Source organism: Mucilaginibacter sp. (assembly GCF_028288225.1).
Taxonomy (GTDB): Bacteria; Bacteroidota; Bacteroidia; order Sphingobacteriales; family Sphingobacteriaceae; genus Mucilaginibacter.
The window spans coordinates 176494-200034 of record NZ_JAQBOC010000076.1 but is presented as its reverse complement, the minus strand read 5'-3'; the positions used below and the strand labels follow the sequence as shown (position 1 = coordinate 200034).

Sequence of the window (23541 nt, the reverse complement as noted above, 5' to 3'; positions counted from 1 at the left end):
CATTCGCTATCCTATTATAAACTTACACAATTCAAAAGTACATACTATAAAATTTTATAATAAAGGATTTTTACCTGATTGTAACCGTATTTTATCTTGTTGTTTGGTTTTGATTGAGATGTTGGGGTAGGATAGAGGAATGTTGTTTGATTTATGATTTGCAGGATTATGAATTACAATGACCAATTAAAGTGCTGAAATTAGATCAGGCAATTATGATTCAGGCAAAATAAGTGTTAATAACCATTTCAATGTTAATAAATTCCTAAATACCAACTTATGTTGTTTATAAACTTAACCTGCTGTTAATGATAACATTTAATGCCAAACCTACTTTTGTGATTGAAAACAACATCACACAAAAAATTAATCATGAAAACTCCAAAAATCATTTTTACTGCATTGTTAACGTGCTGCTTTTTTACAGGGTTTGCAACAATTGAAAGTTTAAGCGGCAGGTGGACCGGTCTTTTAAAAACAGACCAGGGTGATGAATACCCTTTACTCTACAATTTTAAAATTGAAGGTAACCAGCTAACCGGAACTGCCAAAACCCCCAAAGGCGATATGCCCATAAATGATGGCAAAGTAACCGGCAGCAGTTTTACTTTTAATGTTGTGGTAAATAATATGGAAATTGACCATAGCGGCAAATTTTATGGCGATTCGGTTGGTGTAGATATCAGTTTGGGCGATGCAAAGTCGCATGCTACGCTGATAAGAAAGTAATCTTCTAAAGAGGATCAACTTTCAAATTTCTTCTCTGTAGAGGTGTTTGAGTCTTGTGTAATGCGAGTTGGACTTATACACTATGCAGATCCGCAAACCATCCCCCCGAATATATTCTCCCCAACGTGTACACTTTTAATTATTAAAAACTTTATTTTTAAGGAGATAATGGTTGTCGGAATTTCCCGGTTATTAATTATATCTTTATTGTAACACTTATATTACTAAAGCGTCTTACAAAAAACTAAATTATGAAAAGAAAATTTTTTACAACTACAGCATTGCTATGCTGCTTTATGGTTTGCTTTGCTATAGTGGCAGACATTACCGGAAAATGGTCAGGCACAATTGTTAGCCCTGACGGTCAGAACATCCCTGTAACTTACAATTTTAAGGTTGACGGTGAAAAACTAACCGGTACCGCAGATTCTCCGCAGGGATCAATAACTATTGATAACGGAAAAATAAAGGGGGATAGCCTCTCATTTAAAGTTACCGTTGATGGTAGCGACTATGCGCACACAGGTAAGGTTTATACAGATTCTTGTGCAATGAATATTGATTTCGGCGGTCAAATGGTGCATTTTACTATAAAAAGGGCTGACAAATAATACAATAAAACCTATCACATAAACTTAAACACACAGATATATGAAAATAAAGATTTTTACTACTACGGCATTGGTTTGCTGCTTTATGGTTTGCTTTGCTGTTGTTGCAGACCTTACTGGTAAATGGACAGGCTCCCTGCATGCACCTGACGGCAATGATTACCCTCTAAATTATACTTTAAAAGTTGACGGTGATAAACTTACCGGTACCGGTGACTCTCCGCAAGGCTCAGTAGCTATTACTGAAGGCAAAGTAAATGGCGCCGATTTCTCTTTTACTATTGATGTAGGTGGTGTGGCCGTTAAAAACACCGGCAAGTTTTATGCTGAAGCAGATTCATGTGGGCTGGACATAGATTACAACGGAATGAAAATGCATGCTACGCTTAAACGAGGCGACAAATAATTTATCCTTATTAAAATTTTATAAAACAAACCTTGCCCATCCGGCAGTGTTTGTTTGCGAAAAATGGTGGGTAAGAGTCAAGAGTTCAGGAATCAAAAGCCAGAAATAGGGAATAATTGAACTTGGTTAAACCAGCTTTTTTATATTGACCCCTGAGTTCCTGGCTCAAAATTTAAACTCCTGTAACGTAATGTCTGCTAACAGCATCATACATACAAAACTTAAAATTATGAGCAAAAAATTATTTACAACTGCGGCATTGGTATGCTGCTTTATGATCTGCCTGGCTGCTGTAGTAGCTGATCTGTCGGGCAAATGGACAGGTGTAGTAAAAACTCCGGATGGGCAGGATGTTACTCTCACTTACACTATTAAGGTTGATGGTGATAAATTGACGGGATCCGGTGAATCAAATGGTAACACGGTGGCTATTGACGAGGGTAAAATAAAGGGTAATGATTTTACTTTTAAAATTACCAACACAGAAGGTATAGTTATCCCGCACACCGGTAAATTTTATCCCGAAGCCGATTCAGTTGGTATGGATATAGATTATAACGGCACAAAAATGCATACCACGCTTAAACGGGATAAGTAATAGTGAGTTATTAAATAAAGATGTCCGTTTGTTTACTTAGGCCTGGCTCATGTAAACAAACGGACACTGGTTAACAATAGTTGGTTTAAATGCCGGCTTGCTTAGAATCTATAGACCATAATTTATTTTGTCAGGTTTTTTTTGGAACCAGGTGTTTTTTCCTGCCTGTAAGCCATCAAACCTGCTGCATCTTTTCCGACCTCTTTAAAATTACATTTAGCCAGGATCTTCCTCGACGGTAAATTATCTTCATAAGTATGCACAACAATAGCCATAACCGCATCATGTGTAAAAGCCCATTTAATTAATAATTGCAGGGCTTCAGTTGCGTAGCCTTTATTTTGGTGCTGCTGGTCTATCATGTAACCTGTTTCCGCTTCCCAGTGTTCATTTGGCTCACCTGCAAAGCCCATACCTCCTATACTGGTATTGGTGCTTTTTAATATAATTTCCCAATTTGTATACCATTTATATGATTCCGGGTGCTCCAGTGTTTTTGGCAGCCAAAAATTGACCATTGCGTCTTCAATTTCTTTTACATACAGCTCATCAATTTGCTGTAGGGAAGCATTAAGGCCAAGTTTCAGCTCCATAGCCTGCCTGTCAGTATGCATTAACTGCAATAACTCATGTGTTAACGGTATCATTTTTAACCGTTCCGATTCGATAAAAAACATTTGATTTTGAATTTAATAACAATAGAAAACTAGTTCAATTTAATTGAAGGTTTAGCTGCGTAGATTGGCTATTGTTATACAATTCCAGGCAAAGCGATTTGCCTGTTTGGTTTGTTAAGTAACAGAGGCATTTATTTTATAGCACAAACATAAAATAATATTAACAATTATTACAAGCCATTCTTTCTTTAATAAGTTTAAATGCAGATTTTATATCAAATAATTTTTTCGGTGCTTCACTTGAATTAAATGGAATACAAAATTTTGTTTTATCAGATAAGTATCTGTAGCTTTATGTCAACCTAAACGCAATCACAACCTCATCGGTACATATTTGCCCTGGGCCATTTTTTTAATTTTTTTTTGATTGATCTGCTAAACCATATAGATCAGCCTTAAAAGGTAGTGAGCTTTGTACCTCTTTTAAAAACCAGGGCCGAGAACTAAACCAAATAATTATGAAATTTAACTTAGGAAAACCACTTTCTAAAACGGAAATGAAAGCTGTTATGGGCGGTAAATTACCCGGCTGTGCTACACAGGGCCAAAATGGCGAATCTTATTCACAAGGTTGCTGTACAGGCCTGACCGAGTGTCCCGGTTCAACACATAAATGTGAACCACCAAGCGACCCTTGTCACGGTGTTGCTTAGTAACCTTTAGAATTGCTGCCGGGTAATTCCGGCAGTAATTGCTTTAACTAATTTGGCAATAGTAAACAATCAAGTGCTGCGGGGTGGGCCTGCTACATATATTGTTTATTCATTCTCGATTATAACCCTCCCAAGCAGTTGCCAACTACCGTTTATAAACTCACACAGTAACAAGTCCATTCGTCCGCACGTCATCCCGCACCAAAAATTTTCCCCAATTAATACCCGTGTTTCGTTTTTATTAAGGTATAACGCCTCTGAAAAGGAATAAATAGTCTTAGTACTATAGGGAGACCAGTTCTTCATGAATTTTACCTTCAATTGTGAATATTTTTTTCTCCAATCGGTTTGCATCAGCATTTTGGGTGCCTTTTTAAAAGTCTCAACCTCATCGGCAGAAAGCATATCTTTTATGCATCCGCCTGGAATTTCTTTAAAAGATTCGTCCACCATGGCGTGTTTCGTCAATGCAGTAGTATCATAGAAAGTTCCGGCATTACTTTTTGCGTTCAGATAAGTTATATGATCTTTTTTAATAAGCCAGGTTAAAAGCGAGGTTGTTTTCTCGACCCGGTTTTGTCCGCGGGCGGTTACATGTATAATTAAACATACGAATAATAATGATGTTTTCATTACTGCAATTATACAACCTGCCGTTGTATAATCCTATCAGCCGGTTTTCTGCCAACCTGTCACCGTTTTTATACGGCGAACTGACTAATTTTTCCCTTTTTCCTTTTCCTTTTCACCTTTCACCTTAATTTTTTCTGCCAAACCCAAATTGGCACAACCCTTGTTAAATAGGTTGTAATACAAATAATCAATCAAGAAAATATAATCATATGTCTAAAATAATTGGAATCGACCTGGGAACAACTAACTCCTGCGTTGCAGTAATGGAAGGTAACGAGCCTGTAGTTATTGCCAACAGCGAGGGTAAACGTACTACGCCGTCAGTAGTGGCTTTTGTTGACAATGGCGAGCGTAAAGTTGGTGATCCGGCTAAACGTCAGGCAATCACCAATCCAACAAAAACTATTTATTCTATAAAACGCTTTATGGGTAACCAGTTTAACGAGGTTACTAAAGAAGCAGCACGTGTGCCTTATAAAGTGGTAAAAGGCGATAACAACACCCCGCGTGTTGAAATTGGCGACCGCATGTATACTCCACAGGAAATTTCGGCCATGGTTCTTCAAAAAATGAAGAAAACAGCTGAAGACTTTTTAGGTCATGAAGTTACCGAAGCAGTTATTACTGTACCGGCTTATTTTAACGATGCACAGCGCCAGGCTACTAAAGAAGCCGGTGAAATTGCAGGTTTAAAAGTACGCCGTATAATAAACGAACCTACTGCAGCTGCCCTGGCTTACGGCCTTGACAAAACACACAAGGATATGAAAATTGCCGTGTTTGATTGCGGCGGTGGTACCCATGACGTATCAATCCTTGAATTAGGTGATGGCGTGTTCGAAGTAAAATCAACTGATGGTGATACACACTTAGGCGGTGATGACTTTGACCAGGTAATTATAGACTGGTTAGCTGATGAGTTTAAAAGCGACGAAGGCGTTGATCTGCGTAAAGATCCAATGGCTTTACAACGCTTAAAGGAATCTGCTGAAAAAGCTAAGATCGAATTATCAAGTTCAGCTCAAACTGAAATTAACTTACCATACGTTACCGCATCTGACGGTGTGCCTAAGCACCTTGTTAAAACTTTAACCCGTGCTAAATTTGAGCAACTGGCAGATAGCTTAATAAAACGTACTATTGAACCTTGTAAATCAGCGTTGAAAAATGCAGGTTTAAGCACTTCTGATATTGACGAAGTAATTTTAGTAGGTGGTTCAACCCGGATCCCTGCGATACAGGAAGCTGTTGAAAAATTCTTTGGCAAAGCGCCTTCAAAAGGTGTTAACCCTGATGAAGTGGTTGCCATTGGTGCAGCTATTCAAGGTGGTGTATTAACAGGTGAGGTTAAAGATGTGTTGTTGTTAGACGTTACCCCGCTTTCATTAGGTATTGAAACTATGGGTGGTGTAATGACCAAGCTTATAGAAGCTAACACTACTATCCCTACCAAAAAATCAGAAGTGTTTTCAACAGCATCTGATAGCCAGCCTTCAGTAGAGATCCACATATTACAGGGTGAACGCCCGATAGCATCCGGTAACCGTACAATTGGTCGTTTCCATTTGGATGGCATACCACCAGCACCCCGCGGCATTCCGCAAATTGAAGTGACGTTTGATATTGATGCCAACGGTATATTGCACGTATCTGCAAAAGATAAAGCTACCGGTAAAGAGCAGAAGATCCGTATTGAAGCTTCATCAGGTTTAACTGATGCTGAGATCAAAAAGATGAGGGACGAAGCTGAAGCAAATGCTGATGCTGACAAAAAGGCAAAAGAGGAAGTTGAAAAACTGAATGCTGCCGATGCCCTGATCTTTTCGACAGAAAAGCAACTGAAGGAGTACGGCGACAAAATTTCAGCTGACAAAAAAGCTCCTATTGAAGAAGGTTTGAAAAAACTGAAAGAAGCTTATGCAGCTAAAAACTTTGCTGACATTGATACAGCACAAGCTGAACTAAGCAGTGCCTGGAACGCAGCATCTGAAGAGATGTACAAAGCAACAGGTGATGCAGGTCAGGCTCAGCCAGGCGCAGAAAATGGTTCCGGTGCACCAAATGCAGAAGGCAACTCTGATACTGTTACAGATGTTGACTTTGAAGAAGTAAAATAAAGACCTCTAACCCCGTAAAGGGGGAATAAGAAAACCCCGGTTATGTATTTAGCCGGGGTTTTTTGTTGAGATAGATATGGTTTAAAACTCGCGAAGTTTTCAAAACTTCGCAAGTTTGTTTAAAACAAAAAAGCCGCCGGATAAAATCATCCAACGGCTTTCTTATTTTATAAATATCTGCCAATTTCATCCGCACATCCGCACATCAGAAATTCGCACATCAACTTCACGTTCCGTATTCCGGAGTTGTTATTTCACTCTCTTCAAATTCATAGTCTGTTAAAGGCGGACAGCTGCAGATCAATGTCCTATCTCCATAAGTATCGTTTACACGGCCAACCGACGGCCAGAATTTATAGGCAGCAACGTAAGGCAGCGGAAATGCAGCTTTTTGACGGGTGTATGGATGTTCCCACTCATTAGCCGTAATTACCGATGCAGTATGCGGCGCATTTTTAAGAGGGTTATCAGTTTTGTCAGATAAGCCTTTTTCCACGTTATCAATTTCATGACGGATAGAGATCATCGCATCGCAAAAACGGTCAAGTTCGTGTTTAGGTTCTGACTCTGTTGGCTCAACCATAACCGTACCGGCAACAGGGAATGATACAGTTGGTGCATGGAAGCCATAGTCCATTAAGCGTTTGGCAATGTCAGTAACCTCGATGCCGAAGCTCTTAAATGAGCGGCAATCCAGGATCATTTCGTGCGCACAACGACCGTTAGCGCCTGTGTATAGCACAGGGTAGTGATGTTGCAGGCGTGTTTTGATATAGTTGGCATTTAGGATGGCATAACGGGTTGCGTCAGTTAAGCCTTCGCTGCCCATCATAGCTATATATGCGTGTGAGATGATCAGGATAGAAGCTGATCCCCATGGCGCTGATGATACTGCGTGGATTGATTTGCCTTTATCGATATCAACAACCGCATGCCCTGGTAAGTAAGGTACCAGGTGTTTTGCTACACCGATAGGGCCCATGCCCGGGCCGCCACCGCCATGCGGAATACAGAATGTTTTATGTAAGTTAAGGTGGCAAACATCAGCACCAATATTAGCCGGACTTGTTAGACCTACCTGCGCATTCATATTTGCGCCATCCATATAAACCTGACCGCCATTTGCATGGATGATCTCGCAGATCTCGATGATCGACTCTTCAAACACACCATGCGTTGACGGATAAGTTACCATCAAACAGGAAAGCTCATTTTTATATTGTTCGGCTTTGGCTTTCAGATCGGCAACGTCAATGTTCCCGTTATCGTCGCATCTAACCACAACAATCTTCATACCGGCCATTGCAGCTGATGCAGGGTTGGTACCGTGTGCCGATGATGGGATCAGGGCAATATTGCGGTGACTGTCGCCACGATCATTATGATAAGCACGGATCACCATCAGGCCGGCGTATTCGCCTTGTGCCCCTGCGTTTGGCTGTAAGCTCATGGCTGCAAAGCCTGTGATCTCGCTTAGCCAGTTATTCAGCTCATCAAATAGCTGCATATAACCACCAACCTGGTCGGTTGGTGCAAAGGGGTGCATTTTGCTGAATTCTGCCCAGGTTACAGGAACCATCTCGGTAGTAGCATTCAGCTTCATGGTGCATGAACCCAAAGCAATCATTGAATGACAAAGAGAAAGATCTTTTGCCTCCAGTGATTTGATATAGCGCAGCATTTCATGTTCTGAATGATGCGAGTTAAATAAGGAATGCGTTAAGTATGCTGATTTACGCTGCAATTCGGCAGGGATAACCGTTGTAAGGTTTGTCTTAAGTTCGTCAAAGCTTACATCGTTCAGTGTTTTGCCTTTCACGCGTGCAAAAAAGCGGACAATGGTTTTTATATCTTCAGGTGAAGTGGTTTCATCAACAGATATAGTAACAGCCGAACCTTTATAGTTAAAGTTCATCTGGTTATTGATAGCCTCTGCATGAACCGGGCTAGCCAAATTACCAAGTTCAAACTTTACCGTATCAAAATAGCTGTCGTTCAGCTGCTCATAACCTAATTGTCCTAATGACCCAGCCAGTAAAACAGTTAAGCCATGGATTCTTTCAGCAATCAGTTTAATACCTGCAGGGCCATGATAAACGGCATACATACCGGCCATAATAGCAAGTAATGCCTGCGCAGTACAAATATTTGAAGTAGCCTTATCCCTGCGGATATGCTGCTCGCGCGTTTGCAGCGCCATCCGCAAAGCATAATTGCCTGCGCTATCAATAGTAACCCCTATTATACGGCCGGGGATTGAACGTTTGTATTCTTCTTTAGTAGCAAAAAATGCAGCATGAGGTCCGCCAAAGCCCATTGGCACGCCAAAGCGCTGGGTTGAGCCGACAACAATATCCGCACCCCATTCGCCGGGAGGGGTTAACAGCACCAGGCTCATTATATCGGCAACTACGGTAAGTTTAATGCCTTTTTCGTGCGCTTTTGCGGCGTAGTCGGTATAATTATAAACCGCACCATTACCTGCAGGATATTGAACTATGGCGCCAAACATATCATCGGTTAATTCAACTGTCTGATGATCGCCAATTCTTAATTCAATGCCATAAGGCTGTGCACGGGTTTTTAAAATATCAATGGTTTGCGGGAACACTTCCTCAGATACAAAAAACACATTTGCGTTTTGATTTTTGCGAAGGCTGTATTGCATAAACATAGCTTCAGCAGCAGCTGTGCCTTCATCAAGCAATGATGCATTGGCAATTTCCATCCCTGTAAGGTCAATCACCATAGTTTGGAAATTTAACAGCGCCTGTAAACGCCCCTGGGCTATTTCGGCTTGGTAGGGGGTGTATTGGGTGTACCAGCCGGGGTTTTCAAGAATGTTGCGCTGGATAACACCGGGCACAATTACATCATAATAACCCTGGCCAATAAATGATTTAAATACTTTGTTTTTTGAGGCAGTTTGTTTCAGCGCATCTAAATAATCAAACTCGCTTTTTGCCGGCGGAAGATTAAGCGGTGCTTTTAATCTTATCTTTTCCGGAATGGTTTGAGCGATCAATTCGTCCAATGAATTTACGCCAACAGCTTTTAACATTTGTGCGGTATCAGCTTCGTTTGGAGCTATATGACGCGACTGGAATTTTTCCTGGTAATCAATATTCAACTTCATCAAATGGGTGGTCAGTTATTTTGGGGCAAAGGTACAATTTTAGATAATGAGTATCAATTAGGTTAACCTAATGTTAGGGATTTTACAGTAAGATGTAATTGATAATCTTCAAAGCAAAATCAACCAGGGTTAACTTGATAAATTAATTAATAAAGTGGTATTTTGGCTTTGAATACCCTAATTAATGTATCACAAGAGCATTTTCCTTTTTTTATTATTTTTTATACTAAGCCTGAGATCATTTTCAGCTGTTTTTGTGGTTACCAGTAAAGCGGATTCGGGGCCGGGAACTTTGCGGGAGGCTTTGACAAAAGCGGCTGCAAATGGTACGACACAGATTGATTATATTAATTTTAATCTGCCGGATTTGAGTGTAACTGGCCGGACTATAACTTTAGAGAGTGAGTTACCCTACGTATCATCCAATGTAGTAATTGATGCATCAACACAGCCCGGACCTGATTTAAATCTTGGAGATGCCCGTGTAAAGATAGCCGTCGACAGGTTTCAATATATAGTGTATGGTGTGTCGGGCGGTGCATTCGCTATACTCAATGTTACTAACGTAAGCATATTTGGGCTCGATATCGAAGGTTTCTTTTATCTGAGAAATACGTTTCAAGACGCCTATGTAATAAATGCGGGAATTTTAATTATCGCTTCAGGCAATATAACAATAGGCGCCCCGGGTAAAGGTAATTTTATTAGTAATAGTGACTATACTGTATGTGATAACGACTATCCCATCACGACAAATAGTGTAATCGGCAACATTAAAATCCAATCCAATTATTTTGATTATGGTTATATGGATGGGAATAGTATGTATGGTGGCGTGTTCCTAACGGATGATAACGTGTTATTTGGTGGTGATACTCCATCTGAAGGTAACCACTTGTTGGGTACTTTGTCAATTGCAGGAAGCAATGACCGGGTTTCTAATAATTTGCTTGGCCTCAATAAAGATGGTTCACCTATAACAGATAAGTCTGTTGTTATTAAGGGAAGCGGGAAAAACTTCACGATCAATAATAATAAAGCCAACAGTTTTGATCTTGAACTAAATGGCATGGACGGTTTTAAAGTATATGCCAATACAGATGCTGATATTCCCAGCCCTTCTCTACGTCCCAGTTATATTGAAATGTATGAATGTGCAAACGGTATCATAGGGTCAAATGATATTGCCCAACAGAATATTTTTCATGGTATTGACAATACTATTGATGGTATCGGTTCTCAAAACTCCAGCAATATTCAAGTCCTGAAAAACAGTCTGAATTGTATTGGTGCTACGCCATATATCATTAGTAATGACACACAAAATCCGCCGATTATACCCAACATTAAAGTACTGATAAATAACGATACGCAGATTTCAGGTACATGCAACCCCGGTTCGGTCATTTACATTTATGAAGACAAAACCGATTGTTCTACTTGCAACCCCCAGACTTTTATACAAACTGTTACCACCGACGCCAATGGTATTTGGAAGTTAGGCGGCAATTTTGCAAACAGGAAAATGCTGGCAAATGCATTGCTCAATCAAAATTCATCGCAATATACAACGCCTAATATTTCTTATTACGATTACAGAAATCGCATTGTAAGCCAGCCGTCGTGCCATCAAAACAACGGTGTAATAGCTATTGAGGCGTCTCAATATGTACTTAAAATGGAATGGTACGACAAAAATAATGTTAAGGTCGGCGATGGCTCTACGGTTAGGGGGTTAGGCCCTGGAACTTATTATGCAGTGGGATATAATGGTAACTGCAAATATCAATCAGGTTTCTACGATTTATACGATATAGAGCCCCTGATATTTGATCCTTATGTTTCCATTGTTCAACCTTCGTGCGGTAAGGGGGGCTCTATAACAGGGTTGTCAACAACTACCAATTCAAGTGATGGTGCTTCGTATGAATGGAAGGATGAAAATAACCATATTGCAGGGCACGAGAGTGACATAAATGACTTACCACCGGGGAGTTATACACTTACCATGACAGATATTGTCACAAAATGCAGCACGACCTATGGCCCGGTAGTCTTAAAAAATGCCACCGGCCCAAACATCAACCAAACCGCCGCCAAAATACAATCAACAAACTGCGGACAATCAACCGGATCAATTACAAACATTAGCGCCACAGGCAGCGGTACCTTGAAATACAGCTGGACAAATGATCAGCAGCAAGAGGTTGGTACAAACAAAGATCTTTTAACCCAGCCGGGCGGAACTTATAAATTACAGGTTACTGATGATACGCAATGCGGCTCAATCTATACAACAGAAATAGTAATTCCTGAAACAAATGGGATTACGCTTGATGAATCAAAAGTGCAAACATACATAGCCAGTTGCAGCCAAAATAACGGAACGATAAAAGGCATCAGTTTTACAGGTGCTACTAAATTTCAATGGATGGATGCCGATAATAAAGTAGTATCCAATACCTCCGATTTTATGGGCGCTGCCCCCGGCGTTTATACTTTCACCGCGTCAAATAATTTTGGCTGTAGCAAAACCAGCCAGCCTTACACCGTTGGCCAGCAGGCGCCCGTGCAATTGCCACACTATTCGGCTACACTTGTTGCGTCCTGCTTTGGCGGCAAAAACGGCTCGGTTTATGTGGCTACCGACGGACTGGTTAAAAGCCTACGCTGGGTTGATAGCCAGGGCGCACCCGCCGGCGACCAGTCTTCAATTAATGGTGTAACAGCCGGAACCTACACCCTTTACATAACCGACCAAAACGGCTGCGAAAATTTATATAATACCTACACTATTGACGAAGTGCCGGAATATAAAGTGGCAAGCACAGGAGAATCCGTAAATGACCAATGCGGGTTAAAAATTGGGAGCATAAGCAATGTTAGTATTACCGGGGGGGTACCGCCATATACCTATAAGTGGACTAATGCCAATAACGAGGTAATAGGTGAAACCAGCTCAATTACAAACCTTGCTGCCGGTAAATATGTTTTAAATATTGTTGATACCAGGTGTGGTAATGTGGATCTTCGTTATACCATCACAGACGAATCTGCAGATGTAGCAGCGCCTTCGGTTTCAGATCTGCAATTATGCAGCAGCGGCAGTGCGTTGCTTATTGTTAATAATGCATCGTCATCCGTTACCTATCGTTTATATGATACCCAAAGCAGCGCCCAGCCCATAGATGAACAAAAGGGGGGTAAGTTCAATATTGCTGTAAACGCTAACCGGAGCTATTTTGTAACCCAGCTAAACGGAACATGTGAAAGCTCCCGCACCGAGGTGAAGGTAGTCGTTGGCTTGTCAGTAGTAAATATTGCCAACACCTTCACCCCCAATGGCGATGGTATTAATGATTATTGGAAAATTACCAGTATAGAAAATTATCCTGATGCAATTGTACAGGTATTTTCCCGGTACGGACAAAAAGTATATGAATCCAAAGGTTATGGTACTCCGTTCGATGGGAACCTGAATGCAAAAGAGCTATCCGCGGGTGTATACTATTATATTATTAATTTGAAAACAAATTGTAATATACTGTCGGGCAGCTTAACTATCATCAGGTAGTTTAAGTTGGTAGTAAGAGGAAGAATTTGCGATTCTTTCCTAGAGCGACACCGAGTGTATACATCTTTAAGTAAAAGGGTGCCAGTAACAGTCTTGTTTTGATCTGTGACCCATCGGGTCTACCCCTTTGTAGAGGCACAAATGCATTCTTTTTTGACTCGTAGAGTCTACCCTCCGCCAGTCTAAAGGTCTTGCGGACAAAGGGTAGACTCTACGAGTCAAAAAAATATTTTATCGTTTTTTCTACAAAGGGGTAGACCCGATGGGTCATTGTTGATTTTTATACTTAAAGCCACCATCAAAACATAAATACCGAGCAAAAAATCAAAAAGATGTATACATGGCAGCTTAATTTCCTGGGGAGGGCGTCGCACAGAGCGATGTTTTTTGTAATCTTCCGAGTGAATATCTAGGCCTTTATGCCAACTGCCTTAAATACATCTGTATAATATTCTCCAGCCCATAATACAATGCATCGCTTATAAGTGCATGCCCAATACTCACCTCATCCAAACCCGGAATATTCTTTGCAAAATATTTAAGGTTTTGCAGGTCGAGGTCGTGGCCTGCGTTTATGCCAATGCCCAGTTCTTTGGCCACTTCTGCGGCTTTTATATAAGGTGCTATTGCAAGCTCTTTGTTTGAATGATATTGATGAGCATAAGCTTCCGTATAAAGCTCAATGCGGTCGGTACCGGTTTTGGCAGCACCTTCAACCATTTCAACAACCGGATCAACAAATATAGAGACCCTGATGCCGGCATCTTTAAAAACCTTTATCATATCAGTCAAGTATTGCTGATTAGTAATGGTGTCCCAGCCATGGTTTGAGGTGATTTGTCCTAAAATATCAGGCACAAGCGTAACCTGTTCGGGTTTATTTGCTAATACAAGATCAATAAATTTTTGCTCCTGGCAATTGCCTTCAATATTAAACTCGGTAGTAACAATTTTCTTCAGCTCAAAAACATCATTATAGCGAATGTGTCTTTCGTCAGGCCGGGGGTGTACGGTTATCCCCTGCGCACCAAAAAGCTCGCAGTCTTTTGCTACTTGTACCGGGTCTGGATTATTGCCTCCACGTGAGTTACGAAGGGTGGCTATTTTATTGATGTTTACAGATAGACGGGTCATGAGGATTTTGGATTTACGAATTACGATTTCGGATTTGCTTATTATTTTTAGCTCCTTTAATCTTAATACAAACTTATAAATACTAAATTCGAAATTGAACATCCGGTATCCGAAATTTCAATGAAACAACTATTAAAATATTTATTGCTTCTTTTTTTATTCCCAGCGTGCGTAATTAATGTCAATGCCCAGGCTAATTATACCAAAATCACCAATTACCGGGTTTACTACGGATGGGCCAAACATACCCCTCGGGATTGGATGATCATCCGTCAGTTTGATAATGATAACAAAAGTTATTTTTTGCTGGTAAACCCTCAAACCTTGGAAACCAGAATAGATGAACCCGATTTTTACCAGGTTAAGCCAATGACGCTTGATGAAGCAAAGCTGTTTTTTAAAACATCGCCTTATATTAAGGCCTTACAAAAAGCAGACAAACAATCAGTAAACACCCAGGATGCTGGCATTGAAAGTGGCATGCCCAAACAAACCGGAATAACTTTAACGGCAGACCTATGCCCTTCGCACAGACCGCTGGATAAAAGGATCTTTACTGATATTATTGCTCAATTTAAAAAGGTAGAGCGCCCGGTTCCTGTAGCACTATCTATTACCGGTATATGGATGCGGCAGCATCCGCAGGACCTGGAATGGCTAAAAAAAATGCAGCAGGATGGCGAAATTTATATCACCTGGATAAATCATTCCTTTAATCACCGGGTAAGCGCAACGTTGCCGCTAAAACAGAATTTTTTACTGGAAGCAGGGACAAATATTAATTATGAAGTGATGGAAACAGAAATAGCCATGCTTAAAAACGGCCTGTTGCCGTCCGTGTTTTTTCGCTTCCCGGGGCTTGTATCTGATCAAAAACTGGTGTTTGAGATCACAAATTTTGGATTGATCCCTATAGGTACTGATGCCTGGTTAGCCAAAGGGCAGCAGCCACAGGCCGGCAGTATAGTTTTGATTCATGGGAATGGTAACGAACCGGTAGGAGTAAACGATTTTATAAAGCTGTTAAAATCAAAAACGAAATCCATCGCTAAAAAACAATGGCTGCTTTATGATTTGCGGGAGAGTGTGGATGAGGAGTTTCAGGGGGAATAATTAACCTCCTCGCAGGTCATGTCGTCCGCCAACTGGTCGGATCGGCACCCCACAAGACATTTTCGTTTGCCTGGTAGTATACATATCTACCACATACCTTTATGCTGGGGGTGCTGAAACAAGTCAGCATGACGGTATTATTAATTGAAAATTTACACGTTATGACCAACCTCTTTTTCAACGTACGAACATTCCAAAACGTTAATCAAATTCTGGATACTGATTGGTTTTGAAATAAAATGATTCATTCCGGCTTCCATACAGGCGGCTTTATCCTCGGCCATTGCGCTGGCTGTCATGGCTATTATATAGGGTTGTTTTAACTCGTTTTTTCGGATGATCCGGGTAGTTTCCAGTCCGTCAAGCTCCGGCATTTGTACATCCATTAATATAATATCAAAAAAATCATTGGCAATTATTTCTAACACCTGGTTGCCATTATTAACCACCTGCGGTGTATAACCCAGTTTATTTATAATTTTTGTGATCAACTTTTGGTTGATCAGGTTATCTTCGGCAATCAGGATGTTCATCGGGAATCTTTGAGCAAATTGCTCAGAAAGCAAGGTTGCAGTTGTTTTTTCTGATGATAAAGGCTGGCTGTGCAGCAACCCGGCTTGTATAAGATTGCTTAATTGCTGCTGCTTAACAGGCTTTAATAATATTTTAACAGACTTGTCTGCAATTTTATTTTTTTCGAGGACTGAGCATATTAATATAACCGGGATGTTTTGATCGATATTTTTAATAGCCTTTGTTAGTTCAAGGGTATCTGTATCCGGAATGTTGGTGCCTGTTATTACCAGGTTAAATTTTTCGCCACCAGTTAAATGTTTTAGCGCTTCGTTGGCAGTTGAAGTACAAACAGAGATTAATTTCCATTTATTAAGCTGATCTTCTAAAAGACTTAAAATTTTCGGACTTTGATTAATTACCAAAACACGTTTACCAGTATCACCGGTTACGCTAAAGCTGTTAGCTACCGTTACCGTCTTATCGTCTTTGATGCTTTTTATATTAAATATTACCGATGTGCCTTTTCCAGGTTCACTTTCAATATCAATACTGCCGCCCATCAGCTCAACCAAACGTTCGCATATAGCCAGGCCCAGGCCGGTTCCGCCATGCAGGCGGGTAGTTGAAGCATCAATCTGCGAAAATGCCTTAAACAACCGGCTAAGTTTTTCGTTAGGTATGCCCATACCGGTATCTTTAATTTTAAACCCAAGGTTTAGGTTATTCCCATCCGCTTCAAGCAGGCTCACCTCAATCAGGATTTCTCCTTTACTGGTAAATTTAATGGCGTTGTTCACCAGGTTTAACAAAATCTGCCTTATGCGCAGCTGATCGCCAATTAACTTTTCAGGTACGTTATGCGCTATTTGATATAGCAGGTTTAATTGTTTTTTAGCAGCCGATTCTGAAAAAAGATCCAGTGCATCTTCAATACAATGTCTTAGGTCAAACTCGTGATGATCAAGTTCCATCTGGCCCGATTCTATTTTCGAGAAATCCAGGATATCATTAATTACATTTAGCAGGTTTTCTCCACTAACTTTAATAATATCAGCATATTCCCGCTGCTCGGCATTCAATGGCGTTTCACAAAGCAACGATGTCATGCCCAATACACCATTCATAGGTGTCCTTATCTCATGGCTCATGGTAGCCAAAAAAACACTTTTGGCTTTATTTGCCTTTTCGGCTTCTTTACGTGCCTGCAGCTCCTGGTCTTTCTGATCCTTCAACTCGTTATTTAACTCTTGTAAATAATCCGACTGTGATTGCAACTCTTCGGATTGTGCCAGCAGCTCTTCATTTAGTGATTGTAATTCTTCCGACTGATTTTGAAGCTCTTCAGATTTTTTAACTACTTCGGCGGTTTGTTCTTTAACCAGCTTTTGTAATATTTTTTTCTGTGCCTTTATGGTAAATATGCGGTAACGGTAATAACTGTAAATAACCAGGCAAATTGCCAAAAGAATCCCTATCCTGAGCCACCAAGTCATATAAAAAGGCGGTATTATTATAATTTTAATAGTAGCAGGTGCGTCATTCCAAATGCCATCACTATTGGCCGCTTTTACTTTAAAAGTATATTCGCCGGGGTCAAGATTAGTGTAGGTAGCTTTTCTTTGCGTACCCACATAATTCCAGCTGTTTTCAAATTCCTCCAGCATATAAGCATAGGAGTTCATTTCGGGCAGTGTATAATTTAAAGCGCTGTACTCAATAGTGAAAACTGATTGTGCATATTTAAGCCTGATCTCTTTTGTTTGGGTAATAGACTGTTTAAGAACAGAGCCATCGCCTATGGCTACCTTTTTATTGAATAGCTGAAAATCAGTAAATACTACATGGTGTTTATTTTTATTTACAGCCAGTTGGTAAGGGTCAATTATGTTGAAGCCCTTGTGACCGCCAAAAAGCAATTCGCCATTGAGAGCCTTTAACCCGGCTCCCATAAAAAACTCATAGCCCTGCAGGTTATTTGAAATAGTATATTTTCTAAAATTATTTGTATTAGGCTTAAAACTTATAATACCGGCATTGGTACTAACCCATATAAAACCATTGTCGTCCTCAGTAATGCTATTAATTATTGAGTAGTTCGAGCCACCGGGGAATACATAGGCGGAGAAAGTTCTTTTATGCTTGTCATATAAGTTAAGGCCACCTCCAAGGGTGCCAACCCAAATGTTTCCTTTCGCATCTTCAAATATCGAAATGATAACATTGCTTGACAGGCCGCTGTTATAAGGTTTAAAGTGGGTAAAATTGTCAGTAGCCGGATTGTAAAGATTTAAGCCGGCATAGGTGCCGATCCACATGTTGTTTTCCCTGTCCCTGTAAATGGTTTGTATATCATTGTTTGACAAAGAATGAATAGTGTCAGCCGATGTATATTGATACCGCTTTATAACTTTTGAGTTACTGATAACATTAAGGCCTGCGCCATCCATACCTACCCAAATGTTCCCGTTTTTGTCTTCGGCAATTCCAAAAACATTTGCTCCGCTTATTTGATTTGGTTTGCTGCCAACCGTATAATGGGTAAAGCTTTTGGTTCGGATATTCATTAAATCAAGCCCGGCACCGTAATATCCTATCCAAAGGTTTTTTTTGCTGTCGTTCAATAATCTAATTACATGTTTACCGCTCACGGAATTTTTATTTCCCGGCTGTGGAAAATAATGCGTGAATTTTTGTGTTGAAGAGTTTAAAAAGTTTAAACCGCCACCGTCGGTGCCTATCCAGTATCCTTTCTCAGTTTCGGCAAAAGAGGTAACTATATTATTGCTCAATCCATCAGGACTAAGAAGATCTTTATGGAAATAATCAAACAATGATAGATTGGTATCATAAAACTTTACGCCCGCTTCATAAGTTCCGAGCCATAAAATGCCCTCGTTATTATAAATGCAGTTTATAGAATTATTTTCGCTGGTTGTTGACTTATTGTCACTGATGTATTTTGTAAATATCCCTTTATTTTCATCAAACAGGTCGAGGCCGTCCTCTGTGCCAACCCATATTTTTTTATCAATGCCGTAGGTTAAAGCAAATACATTATTATTAACTAAGGAGTTAGCATTGCCAGGCTGATGCGAAAAATTGGTAAAGGTTTTTGTTTTGATATTGAACAGGTCAAGACCGCTGCCAACCGTGCCGATGTATAAATTGCCATCAGTATTTTTCAACAGGGTGTTTATCTGGTTATTGCTTAAACTATTTTTATCGCCATGCAAATAAAGCTTTGTAAAACCGGTACCATAATTAAACTGTATCAGCCCGCCACCTGTGCCCAGCCATAAGTTGCCCTCATTGTCTTCGGTTATAGCGTTAATATGGTGCCCGACAATATCATCGTGATTTTTGGTGTAGAAAAATCTTTTAAATTTTTTCGTTTTTGCATCCAGCAGATTCAAACCTGAATAGGTAGCAACCCATATATTATTTTTACTATCCTGAAAAATGTAATTTATATCAGGGCTTGATAATGTACTTTCATCATTTCTGTTTGAAATTAAAGTGGTAAAAGAGTTGGAATTCCTGTTATATTCACTTAGCCCGTTGCCACTTCCAATCCATATATGGCCTTCCTTATCTTCAAGAATATTAGTGATATTATTAGCGGGTAAGGAGTGCAGATCCTTTGGGTTGTGCCTGTAAACAGTAAAGTTATAGCCATCATAGCGGTTTAATCCATCATCTGTTGAAAACCACATGAATCCTAAATGATCTTTTATAATACATTTCACATCGCTTTGAGAAAGACCATCATCAATGGTTAGGGACGAGAACTTTATTACCTTATTTTGAGCATTTACACTGTTATTGAGCAATAGTAAAATGCTGAATAACAATGCCAGGGGCAAAATAAATAATTTTAGGAAGGAATATAACATTACCAATATTTTCTTATCAGCAGGTTATCCGGTTATAATGGCAATTGAAAGCATGGTTGGCCATCATAAACATATATCAAACTGTTGGGTACCTTTTACGATGTTTTTAAATAAAGGTTATGTAATTGGATGAAAGCCAAAAGGATCGGCTTTGCTACAAGTCCAGAATAATAGGCGCAATTTATTCGGTGGTAACGGTTTCTGGTTTTTGGATCTGGCTTAACGATAATGGGATTAGCTTTTTGGTTTTAAAGAAGGTTATGGTTACAATTGCCAGCGTCATGGTGCCGCCAAAAATAACCGACGTAACTGTTCCTAATAATTTTGCGGCAGTGCCCGATTCAAATGCACCTATCTCATTTGATGAACCGATAAACATGGAGTTAACGGCTGATACCCTGCCACGCATATGGTCGGGTGTCAACAGCTGCATAATAGTACCCCTGATAATTACGCTGATGCTATCAAAAGCTCCCTCGGTAAACAGAAATAGGAGCGACAGGTAGAAGCTGCGTGATAAGCCAAAGCATATAATGGATAAACCAAAACCTGCAACGGCAATTAACAGGTTACGCCACGGTTTACCCATAGGCGAGAACCTGGCCATTGCCAGCATTGTTAAAACAGCACCTAACGATGATGTGGCACGCATTATCCCTAACCCCTCGGAGCCAACCTTAAGAATATCATTGGCAAATACAGGTAAAAGCGCAACAGCGCCGCCAAAAAACACCGAAAATAAGTCGAGGCTCATGGCCCAGATGAGCATTTTGCTATTAAATACAAAAGATAACCCCTCTCTTAGACTTACCCATATATTTTCTTTAGGTATAAATACAGGAGGATAGGAGCGTAACAGGTAGATAAGTATAATTGAAAGTAGCAGAATAACAATTATCACGCTGAATGCTATGGTTATTCCATAAAACCCATAAATTAAACCACCTGCTGCCGGGCCAAGGATAGAGGCGACCTGCCAGCTTGAGCTGCTCCAGGTACTTCCATTAGCGTAAAGTTCTTTGGGGATACTTTGCGCATAAATGGTAAAGGTAGCCGGACCGTAAAAGGCCCGGGCCAATCCATTTAAAAATACCATAAAATATATGATAGGGACTATCCAGCTTTTGTGAATGTATGGGCCCATGGTTTTCATGGTAACTATAAACATTACAATGGAAGCAAAAAATATCAAACAGGAAATGGTGAGCAGCATTTTCCTCTTTTCAGATTTATCGGCTACATAACCGCCATACATAGCAATGCCGATAGCGGGCAAGGCTTCACAAAGGCCGACCAAACCTAATGCAAATGCACTTTTTGTAAGCTGATAAACGTAAAAGCCAATTATTACAGCCTGCATCTGGTTGGCGAATGTGAAAAAAAAACGCATCCCGAGAAAAGAGCGGAAATCTTTATAGCGCAAAGCTGCAAAGGAATCGGGTTTGTGTTTACTTTCGCCTTCTTCTGACACTAATGATTTTTTTGTGGTGCGTAAAATTACTATTTACGGCTTAATAAAAAAATCGAAGTTTTTAGGACTTCGATTTCTTTAAAAGAATTTTCTAATTAAACCCATGCATATCTATCAGATAGATCAATGAGGCCATTGATGCTGCACCTAGTTCAAGTTCGCGTTTGTTCACATTTTCAAAAACGTCATTAGGTGTATGGTGTACATCAAAATAACGCTGCGAATCGGGTAAATAGCCAATCAATACTATGCCTTTCTGTTTTTCAATTAAAGGGCCAATATCGCTTCCTCCACCACCGGCTACAAGGGTACCTGATCCATAGGGTGCCAGCAGTTTACCCCATTTGCCATTAATATTTTGAATCCATGCCGGTGATACTCCTTCAAAGGTAAAGCCTCTTGATGTAAATCCACCCAGGTCTGATTCTATGGCTGCAATATGCTCTTCCTTATTCTGTTCAGCAAGTTCAGCATATTTAATGCCACCTCTGTCGCCGTTTTCTTCATTTATAAAAAATACCGCTCTTATGGAGTTTTTAGGTTTATATCCCAAAACTTTAAGCAGGCGCAGCGCCTCAACAGATTGCATTACACCTGTACCATCATCATGCGCACCTTCGGCCAGGTCCCATGAATCAAGGTGACCGCCAACTGTTATAAATTTATTAGGATTTTCAGTGCCTTTCATTTCACCCACTACATTGAATGATGGTGCATCGGGCAGTGTTTTACAGCTCTGTTTAAAATAGAACTTAACGGCGGGTAACGACCTCATTTTAAGCATCGTGCTTAATTTGTTGGCATCAATTGTTGAAATTGCGGCCGCGGGAATATTAATTCCATTTTTTACAACTGAGGTTGCACCTGTATGCGGATAATTATCAAGGCTTTCGGTCAATGAGCGTACAATTACGCCAACTGCGCCGTATTTTGCAGCAGCAGCGGGCCCTGCATTACGCTGATCGCCCGCCGTTCCGTAAGCCCATAGTGTTTCAATAAATTTAGGATCAAACGGGCGGTTAAAGAAAACAATCTTTCCTTTAATAACATCTTTACCAAGCGTTTCAAGCTCTTTTAAGCTATGAACCTCAATAACGGGTGCGGTTATGCCATTTTTTGGAGTAGCTACCGACATGCCCAAAGCAGCTATATGTATACTGATCTTAGTGTCACCTTTAATTATTGTTCCTTCTTCTTTAGCGCCGCGCACCCAATGCGGTACCATTACCGGTTGTAAAAAAACACGGTCAAAGCCGTAGCTTTCCATCAGCTTTTTACCCCATTCAACAGCCTTTTGCGCGTTTGCCGAGCCGCTTATGCGCTGACCAATATTTTTACACAGGTAATGAAGATTTCCATAACATTGCCCGTTAACCAGCTCTTCATCATAGATCTTTCTGATCATTACGGAATCCTGGGCTTTTAGGAGTCCACTTGCTAAAATAAGGGCGGATAGGAGTATAAGTTTAATTTTCATTGTTATAAAGTTGAATTGTAAATATATGGTTTAGCAAAACAGATTTAGGAAGTTTTTAAAACTTTGCAAATCTTAAAGTATCACGGGATTTCGTCCCAGCTTAAACCATTTATCATTTTGTGTATAATTATTTAATAATTTTGTTTTGCTTTATTGACATGATAAAAGTTATTTATTAAATAATATTTGTAATTAATAAATATATCCTTACATTTAATAAACTAAACCAGTTATTATCATGAAAAAGGAAAAAAAATCAATGGGCAAACTTAGCCTGGAAAAAGAATTAACCAAGAACGAATTAAAACAGATTACTGGTGGTGTGACCGGATATACCAGTTGTAGTGATGGTATTTATCAAATTGGTTGCGCGCCTGCCTATTGTACTGGGCCGCACGGGACTTTTCTTGGCTGCTCTTAATTCAATGCGCTATTAGCCAACCGGCTGGTTGAGATTTAATAAACTAAACCAATTATTATCATGAAAAAGGAAAAAAAACCAATGGGCAAACTTAGCCTGGAAAAAGAATTAACCAAGAACGAATTAAAACAGATTACTGGTGGTGTAAGCGGATATACCAGTTGTACTGGTGGTATTTACCAAATTGGTTGCGCGCCTGCCTATTGCAGTGCTGCGGGGCACGGGACTTTTCTTGGCTGCTCTTAATTCATTGCGCTATTAGCCAACCGGCTGATTGAGCAGAATGATTTAATAACCCTCCCTTATTTTGGAGGGTTTTTTGTTGCATGTATTAATAGGTGCTTACAATTTTGGAGAAAATAAGCAACGCAGTTATAAATTT

17 protein-coding genes are annotated in these 23541 nt (G+C 40.1%); 10 read left to right on the top strand and 7 right to left on the bottom strand.

Annotated features, from left to right (window positions below; genetic code table 11):
- Positions 1-372: 372 nt before the first annotated feature.
- The 4 genes from JWQ54_RS22780 (at position 373) to JWQ54_RS22765 (ending at position 2344) form a co-directional block, all read left to right on the top strand.
- A complete protein-coding gene (locus JWQ54_RS22780) occupies positions 373-729 on the top strand; it encodes a hypothetical protein (protein WP_299589806.1) in 357 nt (118 codons plus the stop codon).
- A 251-nt stretch (positions 730-980) separates the two neighbouring features.
- Positions 981-1340: a hypothetical protein gene (locus JWQ54_RS22775; protein WP_299589804.1), complete on the top strand. Its 360-nt coding sequence runs from the start codon at positions 981-983 to the stop codon at positions 1338-1340.
- A 40-nt stretch (positions 1341-1380) separates the two neighbouring features.
- Complete coding sequence (locus JWQ54_RS22770; RefSeq protein WP_299589802.1) at positions 1381-1746, top strand: hypothetical protein; 366 nt, start codon at positions 1381-1383, stop codon at positions 1744-1746.
- Positions 1747-1975: 229 nt separating this feature from the next.
- Positions 1976-2344: a hypothetical protein gene (locus JWQ54_RS22765; protein ID WP_299589801.1), complete on the top strand. Its 369-nt coding sequence runs from the start codon at positions 1976-1978 to the stop codon at positions 2342-2344.
- A gap of 122 nt (positions 2345-2466) precedes the next feature.
- Here JWQ54_RS22765 and JWQ54_RS22760 read toward each other — a convergent pair whose 3' ends face one another.
- Entirely contained in the window at positions 2467-2991 is a 525-nt protein-coding gene (locus JWQ54_RS22760) for a GNAT family N-acetyltransferase (RefSeq protein WP_299589800.1), read from the bottom strand.
- A gap of 488 nt (positions 2992-3479) precedes the next feature.
- Here JWQ54_RS22760 and JWQ54_RS22755 point away from each other — a divergent pair, with 488 nt between their 5' ends.
- Positions 3480-3674, top strand: a complete 195-nt coding sequence (locus JWQ54_RS22755; protein WP_299589797.1) for a hypothetical protein — start codon at positions 3480-3482, stop codon at positions 3672-3674.
- Positions 3675-3779: 105 nt separating this feature from the next.
- On the opposite strand, the gene JWQ54_RS22750 is transcribed toward JWQ54_RS22755, so the two are convergent.
- Positions 3780-4307, bottom strand: a complete 528-nt coding sequence (locus tag JWQ54_RS22750; RefSeq protein WP_299589795.1) for a hypothetical protein — start codon at positions 4305-4307, stop codon at positions 3780-3782.
- A 167-nt stretch (positions 4308-4474) separates the two neighbouring features.
- Between JWQ54_RS22750 and dnaK the strand changes: the two genes are divergently transcribed.
- The gene (dnaK, locus tag JWQ54_RS22745) at positions 4475-6424 is read left to right on the top strand and encodes a molecular chaperone DnaK (RefSeq protein ID WP_299589885.1); all 1950 of its coding nucleotides are present in this window, start codon (positions 4475-4477) and stop codon (positions 6422-6424) included.
- A gap of 226 nt (positions 6425-6650) precedes the next feature.
- Here the strand turns inward: dnaK and gcvP are convergent, their stop codons facing one another.
- On the bottom strand, positions 6651-9560 hold the full coding sequence (gcvP, locus tag JWQ54_RS22740) for an aminomethyl-transferring glycine dehydrogenase (RefSeq protein ID WP_299589792.1): 2910 nt from the start codon (positions 9558-9560) through the stop codon (positions 6651-6653).
- A 184-nt stretch (positions 9561-9744) separates the two neighbouring features.
- Between gcvP and JWQ54_RS22735 the strand changes: the two genes are divergently transcribed.
- Entirely contained in the window at positions 9745-13134 is a 3390-nt protein-coding gene (locus tag JWQ54_RS22735) for a gliding motility-associated C-terminal domain-containing protein (protein ID WP_299589789.1), read from the top strand.
- A 417-nt stretch (positions 13135-13551) separates the two neighbouring features.
- Here JWQ54_RS22735 and JWQ54_RS22730 read toward each other — a convergent pair whose 3' ends face one another.
- Complete coding sequence (locus JWQ54_RS22730; protein ID WP_299589787.1) at positions 13552-14268, bottom strand: pyridoxine 5'-phosphate synthase; 717 nt, start codon at positions 14266-14268, stop codon at positions 13552-13554.
- Positions 14269-14388: 120 nt separating this feature from the next.
- On the opposite strand from JWQ54_RS22730, the gene JWQ54_RS22725 reads away from it, so the two are divergent.
- Positions 14389-15381 carry a polysaccharide deacetylase gene (locus tag JWQ54_RS22725; protein WP_299589785.1) on the top strand — a complete coding sequence of 331 codons (993 nt, stop codon included), beginning with the start codon at positions 14389-14391 and terminating at the stop codon, positions 15379-15381.
- 152 nt (positions 15382-15533) lie between these two features.
- On the opposite strand, the gene JWQ54_RS22720 is transcribed toward JWQ54_RS22725, so the two are convergent.
- The 3 genes from JWQ54_RS22720 to JWQ54_RS22710 form a co-directional block, all read right to left on the bottom strand.
- Complete coding sequence (locus JWQ54_RS22720; RefSeq protein ID WP_299589782.1) at positions 15534-19760, bottom strand: two-component regulator propeller domain-containing protein; 4227 nt, start codon at positions 19758-19760, stop codon at positions 15534-15536.
- 211 nt (positions 19761-19971) lie between these two features.
- Positions 19972-21261: an MFS transporter gene (locus tag JWQ54_RS22715; RefSeq protein WP_299589779.1), complete on the bottom strand. Its 1290-nt coding sequence runs from the start codon at positions 21259-21261 to the stop codon at positions 19972-19974.
- 91 nt (positions 21262-21352) lie between these two features.
- Entirely contained in the window at positions 21353-22738 is a 1386-nt protein-coding gene (locus JWQ54_RS22710; RefSeq protein ID WP_299589776.1) for a M20/M25/M40 family metallo-hydrolase, read from the bottom strand.
- Between the two features lie 238 nt (positions 22739-22976).
- Here JWQ54_RS22710 and JWQ54_RS22705 point away from each other — a divergent pair, with 238 nt between their 5' ends.
- On the top strand, positions 22977-23159 hold the full coding sequence (locus JWQ54_RS22705; protein ID WP_299589773.1) for a bacteriocin: 183 nt from the start codon (positions 22977-22979) through the stop codon (positions 23157-23159).
- Positions 23160-23219: 60 nt separating this feature from the next.
- Positions 23220-23405, top strand: a complete 186-nt coding sequence (locus JWQ54_RS22700; RefSeq protein WP_299589770.1) for a bacteriocin — start codon at positions 23220-23222, stop codon at positions 23403-23405.
- The last annotated feature ends 136 nt before the right edge of the window (positions 23406-23541 follow it).

What these genes read in the sequence shown, in the direction of transcription:
- JWQ54_RS22780 (WP_299589806.1), top strand. Translation starts at nt 373, where the DNA reads ATGAAAACTCCAAAAATCATTTTTACTGCATTGTTAACGTGCTGCTTT.
- JWQ54_RS22775 (WP_299589804.1), top strand. Translation starts at nt 981, where the DNA reads ATGAAAAGAAAATTTTTTACAACTACAGCATTGCTATGCTGCTTTATG.
- JWQ54_RS22770 (WP_299589802.1), top strand. Translation starts at nt 1,381, where the DNA reads ATGAAAATAAAGATTTTTACTACTACGGCATTGGTTTGCTGCTTTATG.
- JWQ54_RS22765 (WP_299589801.1), top strand. Translation starts at nt 1,976, where the DNA reads ATGAGCAAAAAATTATTTACAACTGCGGCATTGGTATGCTGCTTTATG.
- JWQ54_RS22760 (WP_299589800.1), bottom strand. Translation starts at nt 2,991, where the DNA reads ATGATACCGTTAACACATGAGTTATTGCAGTTAATGCATACTGACAGG.
- JWQ54_RS22755 (WP_299589797.1), top strand. Translation starts at nt 3,480, where the DNA reads ATGAAATTTAACTTAGGAAAACCACTTTCTAAAACGGAAATGAAAGCT.
- JWQ54_RS22750 (WP_299589795.1), bottom strand. Translation starts at nt 4,307, where the DNA reads ATGAAAACATCATTATTATTCGTATGTTTAATTATACATGTAACCGCC.
- gcvP (WP_299589792.1), bottom strand. Translation starts at nt 9,560, where the DNA reads ATGAAGTTGAATATTGATTACCAGGAAAAATTCCAGTCGCGTCATATA.
- JWQ54_RS22735 (WP_299589789.1), top strand. Translation starts at nt 9,745, where the DNA reads ATGTATCACAAGAGCATTTTCCTTTTTTTATTATTTTTTATACTAAGC.
- JWQ54_RS22730 (WP_299589787.1), bottom strand. Translation starts at nt 14,268, where the DNA reads ATGACCCGTCTATCTGTAAACATCAATAAAATAGCCACCCTTCGTAAC.
- JWQ54_RS22725 (WP_299589785.1), top strand. Translation starts at nt 14,389, where the DNA reads ATGAAACAACTATTAAAATATTTATTGCTTCTTTTTTTATTCCCAGCG.
- JWQ54_RS22710 (WP_299589776.1), bottom strand. Translation starts at nt 22,738, where the DNA reads ATGAAAATTAAACTTATACTCCTATCCGCCCTTATTTTAGCAAGTGGA.
- JWQ54_RS22705 (WP_299589773.1), top strand. Translation starts at nt 22,977, where the DNA reads ATGAAAAAGGAAAAAAAATCAATGGGCAAACTTAGCCTGGAAAAAGAA.
- JWQ54_RS22700 (WP_299589770.1), top strand. Translation starts at nt 23,220, where the DNA reads ATGAAAAAGGAAAAAAAACCAATGGGCAAACTTAGCCTGGAAAAAGAA.